This is a genomic window from Streptomyces sp. NBC_00448 (assembly GCF_036014115.1).
Lineage (GTDB): Bacteria > Actinomycetota > Actinomycetes > Streptomycetales > Streptomycetaceae > Actinacidiphila.
Map to the genome: position 1 here is coordinate 8,557,557 of NZ_CP107913.1, position 8,993 is coordinate 8,566,549.

At 73.0% G+C, this 8,993-nt stretch carries 8 protein-coding genes; 5 read left to right on the forward strand and 3 right to left on the reverse strand.

Going from position 1 to position 8,993, the window contains the following annotated elements; genetic code table 11:
* Positions 1-3: 3 nt before the first annotated feature.
* Entirely contained in the window at positions 4-171 is a 168-nt protein-coding gene (mftA, locus tag OG370_RS36960; RefSeq protein WP_328472133.1) for a mycofactocin precursor MftA, read from the reverse strand.
* Between the two features lie 534 nt (positions 172-705).
* Here mftA and OG370_RS36965 point away from each other — a divergent pair.
* The 4 genes from OG370_RS36965 (at position 706) to OG370_RS36980 (ending at position 5,217) form a co-directional block, all read left to right on the forward strand.
* On the forward strand, positions 706-1,554 hold the full coding sequence (locus OG370_RS36965; protein ID WP_328472135.1) for a mycofactocin-coupled SDR family oxidoreductase: 849 nt from the start codon (positions 706-708) through the stop codon (positions 1,552-1,554).
* Positions 1,555-1,583: 29 nt separating this feature from the next.
* Positions 1,584-2,888, forward strand: a complete 1,305-nt coding sequence (locus OG370_RS36970) for a KamA family radical SAM protein (RefSeq protein WP_443060812.1) — start codon at positions 1,584-1,586, stop codon at positions 2,886-2,888.
* A 58-nt stretch (positions 2,889-2,946) separates the two neighbouring features.
* Positions 2,947-4,203 (forward strand): pyridoxal phosphate-dependent aminotransferase, encoded by a 1,257-nt coding sequence (locus OG370_RS36975; protein WP_328472137.1) that lies wholly within the window; start codon positions 2,947-2,949, stop codon positions 4,201-4,203.
* Positions 4,204-4,350: 147 nt separating this feature from the next.
* Positions 4,351-5,217, forward strand: coding sequence for an ACP S-malonyltransferase (locus OG370_RS36980; protein WP_328474771.1), 867 nt, complete (start codon positions 4,351-4,353; stop codon positions 5,215-5,217).
* Between the two features lie 98 nt (positions 5,218-5,315).
* Here OG370_RS36980 and OG370_RS36985 read toward each other — a convergent pair whose 3' ends face one another.
* On the reverse strand, positions 5,316-5,567 hold the full coding sequence (locus tag OG370_RS36985; RefSeq protein WP_328472139.1) for a phosphopantetheine-binding protein: 252 nt from the start codon (positions 5,565-5,567) through the stop codon (positions 5,316-5,318).
* 123 nt (positions 5,568-5,690) lie between these two features.
* Here OG370_RS36985 and OG370_RS36990 point away from each other — a divergent pair, with 123 nt between their 5' ends.
* Positions 5,691-7,205: an AMP-binding protein gene (locus OG370_RS36990; RefSeq protein WP_328472141.1), complete on the forward strand. Its 1,515-nt coding sequence runs from the start codon at positions 5,691-5,693 to the stop codon at positions 7,203-7,205.
* A 128-nt stretch (positions 7,206-7,333) separates the two neighbouring features.
* Here OG370_RS36990 and OG370_RS36995 read toward each other — a convergent pair whose 3' ends face one another.
* A complete protein-coding gene (locus tag OG370_RS36995) occupies positions 7,334-8,890 on the reverse strand; it encodes an AMP-binding protein (RefSeq protein ID WP_328472143.1) in 1,557 nt (518 codons plus the stop codon).
* Between the last annotated feature and the right edge of the window lie 103 nt (positions 8,891-8,993).

An 8,993-nucleotide genomic window follows, 5' to 3' on the forward strand; every position in this document is an offset into this window, starting at 1 on the left:
CGGTCAGTACACGCCGCACATGCCGTCGATCGACACGTCCTCGACGAGCAGGTCCTCCTCGACCGGCTGCTCGGCGCCGCCGGGCGCCGTGGAATCGGCGGCGGTGGAAGCGGCGGTGGAAGCGGCGGTCGAATCGGCGGTGGCGGGATCGGTGGTGGCGAGATCGCTCATATGACGCTCCTTCATGGGGCACAGGCGGTGCGCGGAAGGATCGCCGGGAGCGCGGAGGGAGCCGCGAACCGGCGCCGACGGCACCACGTCGTGGGCACCGGACGCACGGATGATATGGCGCGGTCCGGCTGGGGCGGAAGAGGCGCCAGGGCCCGCCGGACCCGGGCCGGCAGCGCCTGGGGCCACCTCCCGCGAACACCGCGCGAGCCCCCCGCGGCCGCCCGCAGGGCACCGGACCAGGGCCGGGAGCGGCGTGCGGGCGCGGCGGCCGGCCGCCGTCAGGGGAGCCGGACCGGTGCCGGTCGGCTCACCCCCCTAAAACCGTCCCTTCCCGCGATCCACGGAGGATAGGGGGACCCCTGAGGTGCGGTGACGGCGTGGGCTAGGGGTCATCGCCGGCCGTTCCGCCCGGGCCCGGGCGGTAGAAAAGCTGCGGGATCGCCGCTGCCGCCCCGCCTGCCGGCGGGCGCGGTTCGACTTCCCTGGTACGTCCAGGAGTTGAAGCACGTCCACAACGCATCAAGGAGGGCCTCGATGGGCCGGGTGGAAGGCAAAGTCGCCGTGGTGACGGGCGCCGCGCGCGGGCAGGGGCGCAGTCACGCAGTGCGACTGGCCGAGGAGGGCGCGGACATCATCGCGATCGACGCGTGCGAGGACAACGACGCGGCGACGTATCCAATGGCCACGCAGGCCGACTTGGACGAGACCGCGCGGCTGGTCGAGAAGGCCGGCCGCCGCGTCTTCGCCAGGCGCGCCGACGTGCGGGACGCGGCCGCGCTGCGCGCCGCGATCGACGCGGGAGTGGCCGAACTCGGCCGGCTCGACGTGGTCGTCCCCAACGCGGGCATCCTGCCGATGGGCGCCCAGCTTCCGGTCGGGTCGTTCACCGGCACCATCGACGTCAACCTCGTCGGCTCCATCAACACCGTGCACGCCGCGCTCCCGCACCTGGGAGAGGGCGGCTCGATCATCCTCGTCGGCTCCATCATGGGCTTCCTGCCGCCCGGCCCCGAGGACGCCATGGCCGGCCCCGGCATGGGCGGCTACAAGTTCGCCAAGCACGTCATGGTGGACTACGCGAACGCGCTCGCCAACCAGCTCGCCGCCTCCGGCCGCCGGGTCAACGCCGTCCACCCGACCAACGTGGACACCTCCATGCTCCTCAACGACGCCGTCTACCAGGCGTTCCGGCCCGACATGGAGAACCCCGGCCGGGCCGACGCCGAGCCGATCTTCACCACCATCCAGGCCATGCCGGTCCCGTACGTGCACGCCGAGGACGTCTCCAACGCCGTGGTGTACCTCGCCTCGGACGAGTCGCGGTACGTGACCGGGCTGCATCTGCGGATCGACGCCGGCGCGCTGGTCAAGCAGGGCCGGTGACCGTGTCCGCGGCCTTGCCGGACGCGGGGGTGTCCCGATTCCGTGCGTACGGCCCGCGCCAGATCGACACGATCGCGGCGCGGTACGGCCTGCCCGACGAGCTCAGGAAGACGGTGCGGCTGGTCTCCCAGGTGCTCCCCTTCCGGGTGAACGAGTACGTCCTGTCGAACCTCATCGACTGGCAGAACCTCCCGGACGACCCGATCTACCAGCTCGTCTTTCCCCAGCAGGGGATGCTCTCCAGCGAGGACGAGAAACGGCTGTCGGTGCTGCTGGACGCCGACGACACCGTCTCGCGCCGCGAGCTGACCGAGACGGTGAACTCGATCCGCGCGCGGCTCAACCCGCACCCGTCGGGGCAGATGCAGCTCAACGTGCCACGGCAGGACGGCGTCGAACTCAAGGGCATGCAGCACAAGTACCGCGAGACCGTGCTGTACTTCCCCGGCCACGGCCAGAGCTGCCACGCCTACTGCACGTACTGCTTCCGCTGGGCGCAGTTCGTCGGCGAGAGCGACCTGCGCTTCGCCGCGCCCGACCCCGGGCACCTGCTGGCGTACCTCGGCGACCACCCGGACGTCAGCGACGTGCTGGTCACCGGCGGCGACCCCGCGATCATGTCCACCGACCGGCTGCGCAGCCACCTCGAACCGCTGCTGACGGTGGACACGCTGCGCACCATCCGGATCGGCACCAAGGCCGTGGCCTACTGGCCGCAGCGCTTCGTCACCGACCAGGACGCGGACGACCTGCTCCGGCTCTTCGAGCAGGTCGTCGCCTCGGGCCGCAACCTCGCGGTGATGGCGCACTTCAGCCACCCCCGCGAGCTGGAGACCGACATCGCGCGGCGCGCGGTGTCGCGCATCCGGTCCACCGGGGCCCTGGTGTACTGCCAGGCACCGCTCATCGCGCACGTCAACGACGACCCGCGGACCTGGGCGGAGCTGTGGCGCCGGGAACTGGCCGCCGACGCGGTGCCGTACTACATGTTCGTCGAGCGCGACACCGGCCCGCACGACTACTTCAAGGTCCCGCTGGCCCGTGCCGCCACCATCTTCCGCGAGGCGTACCGGACCCTGCCCGGCCTCGCCCGCACCGTGCGCGGCCCGGTGATGTCGGCGACCCCGGGGAAGGTCCTCGTCGACGGCGTCCAGGACACCCCCGAGGGGCGGTACTTCGCCCTGCGCCTGGTGCAGGCCCGCGATCCCCAGCTGGTCGGGCGGCCGTTCCGGGCCCTGTACTCGCCGACCGCCTGCTGGATCGACGAGTTGGAGTGCGACCCCTCGACCCCGGAAGACATCGTCGCCGCCGTCGCGGGCCGGGTGCGCCGCTAGGCGCGAGCCCCGACGGGCCGCGGGCGGCCCGCCCCGAACAGACTAAGGAGCCCGGAGCATGGCCGGTCGGAAAGTCTCGCCCAACCTGGAGCTCAACCGCATCGTGGACGAGCGCCGTGCCGTCGGCGAGTCACTCGTGCACCTGGGGTTCGGAGAGGCCCGCCTGCCCGTCTTCGCCCCCCTCGCGCGGCAGCTCGCCGCCGGGGCGGCGTACAACGCGTACGGCCCGGTGGCGGGCGGCCTGCCGGTACGGGAGGCGGTGGCGGGCTACTTCACCCGGCGCCGCCTGCCCACCGGGCCGGACCAGGTACTGGTGGCCCCCGGCAGCAAGCCGCTGCTGATGGGCCTGCAGCACGTGACCGGCGGCGAGGTGTACCTCCCCAAGCCGGCCTGGAACACCTACGCCCCGCAGGCCGCGCTCGCCGGCAAGCGGGCGATCGGGGTCCCCATCCCGCCGGAGAGCGGCGGCGTACCGGACCCGGCCGTCCTGCGGGAGGAGTTGCGCGCCGCCCGCACGCGCGGCGCGACGCCCGGGATGGTGATCCTCACGCTGCCCGACAACCCCACGGGGACCATCGCCCCCGCCCGGCTGGTCCGGGAGGTGTGCGCCCTGGCGGAGGAGTACGACCTGCTCGTGGTCTCCGACGAGGTCTACCGCGACGTGATCCACGACCCGGCCACCGAGTTCCTCAGCCCCGCCGACGTGGTGCCGCACCGGACCGTGGTGACCACCGGCCTGAGCAAGAGCCTCGCCCTGGGCGGGTGGCGGATCGGCTGCGCCCGCTTCCCGGACAACCCGCTCGGCCGGCGGCTGCGCGACGACGTGGTCGCCGTCGGCAGCGAGGTGTGGTCGACGCTGGCCGCCCCCATGCAGGAGGTCGCCGAGTACGCCTTCTCCGAACCGCCGGAGCTGCGGGCCTGGCTGGGCCGCGCCGCCCGTCTGCACGGGACGGTGGCCCGGGCGGTGCACGCCCTGCTCACCGACGCCGGCGCCTCCTGCCGGCCGCCGACCGGCGCGTTCTACGTCTACCCCGACTTCGAGCCGGTCCGGGACGCACTGGCCCGGCGGGGCGTGACCGACTCGCCCTCGCTCTTCGCGCACCTGCTCGACGAGTACGGCATCGCCGTGCTGGCCGGTCACCAACTCGGCGACGACGAAGGGGCGTTGCGTTTCAAGGCGGCGACCAGCCTGCTGTACGGGCCGACCCGCGAGGAGCAGCAGGCGGCCCTCGACGCGGAAGACCCGCTGCGGCTGCCCCACGTGGACTCGGTACTGACCCGGCTGGCCGAGAGCTTCGCGAAACTCACCGCGTGAACCGCACGCCGGCACCCGCCCGCACACCCCGGCAGACACCCCCAACCGTCAGGAGGACGAGCCGTGTCGGGAACCGACGAACGGACCGCGAACGCCGTGGCGTTCCCCGGCATGGGGCCCTCGCGCTACGCCGACGTGGCGAAGTTCATGCTGGTCAACCCCTGCGCCAGGGACCTGCTCGGGCGCGCGGAGAAGGTCCTCGACTACGACCTGCTCCAGCGCTACCGCGACGCCGACGACGACTACTCCGAGTACGCCCAGGTCGCCTTCCTCGTCAACTGCCTCGCGCTGGCCCAGTGGTCGGAGCGGACCATGGACGCGCCGCCCGTCGCCTGCGCCGGGGCGAGCTTCGGCGGGAAGGCCGCCGCCGTCCACGCGGGCGCCCTCGCCTTCGAGGACGCGGTGTGGATGACCGCCCGCATGGCCCGGTGCGAGACCGAGTACTTCGCCGAGCACCACCAGGACGTGGTCACCCACTCCTTCGCCCGCACCCCGTGGGAGACGCTCGATCCGATCCTGCGGGACCTGGCGGAGCAGGGGGAGTGGTACGACATCTCCTGCTACATCGACGCCGACTTCTACATGGTCTCGCTGCGCGAGGAGAAGGTCGCCTGGCTGGAGGAGCGGCTGCGCGCCGCCTCCGGGCTGCCCATCTACACCATGCGCCCGCCCATGCACTGCGCCGTGTTCGCCCCGCTGCGCGACCGGGTCGAGGAGGAGGTCGTCGGGCGACTGGAGTTCCGCGACCCCGAACTGCCTTTCGTCGCCGACCAGGACGGCTCGGTGCTGACCACGGCCGCGCAGGTGCGCGCGACCCTGCTGGACGGCTACGTGCGGCCGGTGCGCTGGCCGGCCGTCATCGAGGGCCTGCGCGGGCTGGGGGTGGGCCGGCTGCACGTGTGCGGCCCGGACGCGCTCTTCGGCCGGGTCGGCTGCACCGTCGCCGCCTTCGAGGTGGTCAACGTGCTGCCGAGGAACGTCATGCGGCCGCGCGGAGGACGGCCGGCCGCCTGATGGCAGTGGCCGGTACGACGGTCCGTCCCCGCCCCCCGGTGAGCCGGGCGGCGGGGACGGACGTCGGTCGTCGGCGGTGGCCGCCGGGGTCGGAGAGGTCAGCCGGCGGTGGACCGGGTCAGCTCGCAGAGCCCGGACCACAGGACGTCCGGCGTGGCGAAGGTCTCGACCCGCATCATGTCGTTCACGAACCGCACGTTATACGTGTTCTCCAGTGCGGCCATCAGGCCGACCATACTCAACGAGTCGAGACCGAGGTCGCGCAGATCGCTGTTCTTCTCGATCGGCTGCTCCGGCGAGAGGAACGGAAGATAGGTGCGCAGAATTTTCTCGAACCGATCGTCCCACATGACGACTCCGAATTGTCGTGGACCCGAGCCACCGGGCGATGGCTCTCCTGTTCCATGATGCAAAGCCCGGGACGACTGCGGGCAACCCTTGCCACCCCCTATTCCCTGTGACCGGGAGCGAGAATGGACTCCATCGCCGAGCACGCCCTGTACGCGCGATTCCTCCGCGGGCTGCGCGCATTTCCGCGGCGCCCCGCGCTGCGGGTCGGCACCCGGACCGTCAGCTACGAGGAGGCCCACGAGACGGCGCTGCGGTGGTCCGGCGCCGCGCTGGCCGCCGCCGCGCGGCCGCCGCGCGCCGTCGGCGTGCTGACCGGCCGCAGCACCGACGCCTACCTCGCCGTCCTGGCCGCGCTCTACACCGGCGCCGCGGTCGTACCGCTGCACGCGGAGTTCCCGGTGGAGCGCACCCGCGAGATGCTGCGCGCCGCCGGGGTGTCGGTGGTCCTGGCCGACGAGCAGGGCCTGGCGACCCTGGCCGCCACCGGCCTGGACCTGCCGGCGGTGCCGGCCGCCGCGGCCCGCGGGCCGGCCGGCCGCGCGGCGGGCCTGGACGCGCCGCGCCCGGTCGCCCCGGACGACACCGCGTACGTGCTGTTCACCTCGGGGTCGACGGGCCGGCCCAAGGGCGTGCCGATCACCCACGCCAACACCGCCCACTACTTCGGGCTGATGGACCATCGCTACGACTTCACCGAGACCGACGTCTTCTCGCAGACCTTCGACCTCAACTTCGACTGCGCGATGTTCGACCTGTTCTGCGCCTGGGGAGCCGGGGCCCGGGTGCAGGCCATCCCGCCGCTCGCCTACCGCGACCTGCCGGACTTCTTCACGGAGTGCGGGATGACCGTCTGGTTCTCCACACCGAGCGTGGTCGCCCTCAGCCGGCGGCTGAGCGGCCTCGTCGCGGACTCGATGCCGACGCTGCGCTGGAGCCTGTTCGCGGGCGAGGCCCTGCGCCAGGCGGACGCCGAGGAGTGGCAGCGGGCCGCCTCCCGTTCGACGCTGGAGAACATCTACGGACCGACCGAACTGACCATCACCATCGCCGGCCACCGCTGGGACCCCGAGCGCTCGCCGGCCCGCTGCGTCAACGGCCTGGTGCCGATCGGAGCGGTGCACGCCGGCCACGACCACCTGCTGCTCGGGTCCGACGGCGGCGTCGACCCGACCGAGGGCGAACTGTGCGTCTCCGGGCCGCAGACCACCCCCGGCTACCTCGATCCGCGGGACGGCGAGGGGCGGTTCCTGGAACGCGCCGGAGCCGTCTGGTACCGCACCGGCGACCGGGTACGGCGGCTGGCCGGCGGCGAACTGGCGTACCTCGGCAGGCTGGACGCCCAGGTGCAGGTGCAGGGCTGGCGGGTGGAGCTGGCCGAGGTGGAGGCCGCGGCGCGCACCTGCGACGGCGTGGAGGACGCGGTCGTGGTGCCGAGGAGCACCGAGGACGGCACCGAACTGGTCGTTTTCTACACCGGAGTGCCCACCGCGCCGGCCGCGTTGGCGCGCCGGATGCGGGAGGTGCTGCCGAAGGGGATGCTGCCCCGGGAGTACCACCACCTGGCGGAGTTCCCGCTCAACGCCAACCGGAAGATCGACCGCAGGCACCTGGCGGGTCAGGCCGTACGCCCGGTCTGACGCCCCGCGGGGCCCCGGCCGGCAGGCCCCGACAGGCCCCCTGACAGGCCCGCCCACACCCTCGCCGACAAGCCCGGCCCGCCCGATGTTCGCATCGGGCGGGCCGGGCGCGTTGCTGTGTCTTCTCCTCAGCGGACCGGCGCCGCCGCGTACCGCTCGGCCAGCGCCGCCTTGTCGACCTTGCCGTTGGCGGTGACCGGCAGCCGGTCCACGATCCGGATGCGCGCGGGGGCCATGTAGGCGGGCAGGGCCTGCTTGCAGAAGACCGCCACCTCCGTCTCGCCGAACGGCGCCGCGTCCGAGGCGGCGACCACGAACGCGTGCAGCGCGAGTTCCCCGCCGTCCAGCGGACGCGCCAGCACCGTGGCCGCGGTGATGCCGGGGAACTCCAGAATCCGGCGCTCGACCTCGTCCAGCTCGACCCGGTTGCCGCGGATCTGCACCTGCGAGTCCTTGCGCCCGCAGAAGTGCACCTCGCCCCCGGGCCCGAGATAGCCCAGGTCGCCGGTGCGCAACACGAGCCTGCCGGAGGCCGGTTCGAGCGGGTCGGGCACGAGCGCGGCGCGGGTGGCCTGCGGATCATCCCAGTAGCCGGTGAACAGCGCCGGGCTGTAGAGGTGGATCTCGCCCAGCACGCCGGGCCCGTCCACCGGCTGCCCCGACTCGTCGAGGACGAGCATCTCGGCACCGGGGTGGGCGAATCCGATCGACAGCTCCCGCATGTCCTCCGGGAGCGGGTTGGGCACGTCGGCGAAGGACGACGCCATCGACTCGGTGGCGCCGTAGCAGTTGATGATCCGGATGGTGGGCCGCAGCCGCTGGAGCGCGCGCAGCTCGGGCAGCGGGAACATCTCACCGCAGAACAGGATGCTCGCCAGGTGCTCCAACGCGGCCAGTTCCTCGGGCTCGTGGGTGAGCACGGGCCGCCAGATCGACGGCACGCCGTCGACGTGGGTGACCTCGGCCTCCCGCAGCAGCCCCAGGAACCGCCGGGGGAAGTGCAGCACCGCCCGCGGCACCGGCACCAGGGTCGCCCCGGTGCCGAGCGCCAGACCGATGTCCAGCAGCGAGAAGTCGAACTGCAGCGGCGAGGTGGTGGCCACGCGGTCGTCAGCGGTGATCAGCCGCTCCGCCAGCATGCCGCGGTAGAAGGAGGTGACGCCGCGGTGGCTCATCACCACGCCCTTCGGGCGCCCGGTGGTGCCCGACGTGAAGATCATGTACGCGGTGTCGGTCTCCACCGCCACCTGGCGCCGGCGCGGGCGCCGGGCCGGCATCCGCTCGACGACCAGCCCGCCCGGCCCGAACCTGGCGGTGCCGAGATCGGCCGGCAGCCCCTCCCGCGGAGCCGGCGCCGCCCGCAGGTGCAGGGCGGGCCGCGCGGTGTCGATGATGGCGGCGAGCCGCGCCGGCGGGGTCTGCGGGCTCACCGGGATGAACGCGGCGCCCACCGTCGAGCAGGCGAGGAAGGCCGCGATGGCCGCGGCGGAGGTGTCGGACTCCAGCACCACCCGGTCCCCGACACCGATGGACAGATCAGCCAGGGAATTCGCGTATTCCCTTACCAGGGACTCCAGTCGGCGAAATGAGGTGGTAACCGCGCCGTCCGGCCCGTCGAATTCCATGACGGCGGGTCGGTCCGGAGTCGACCGCGCGGCGCTCAACATGAATTCATGAAGCAGCATTGCCGCAGCGTAGGCCAGGGCGGTTCCGAGCCGTCCCGGCCCGGCGGAAAGCTAGGGGTGCGTCCGGGCGGTCCGCCGAACCCGGCGGGCGGCTAGGGGGACC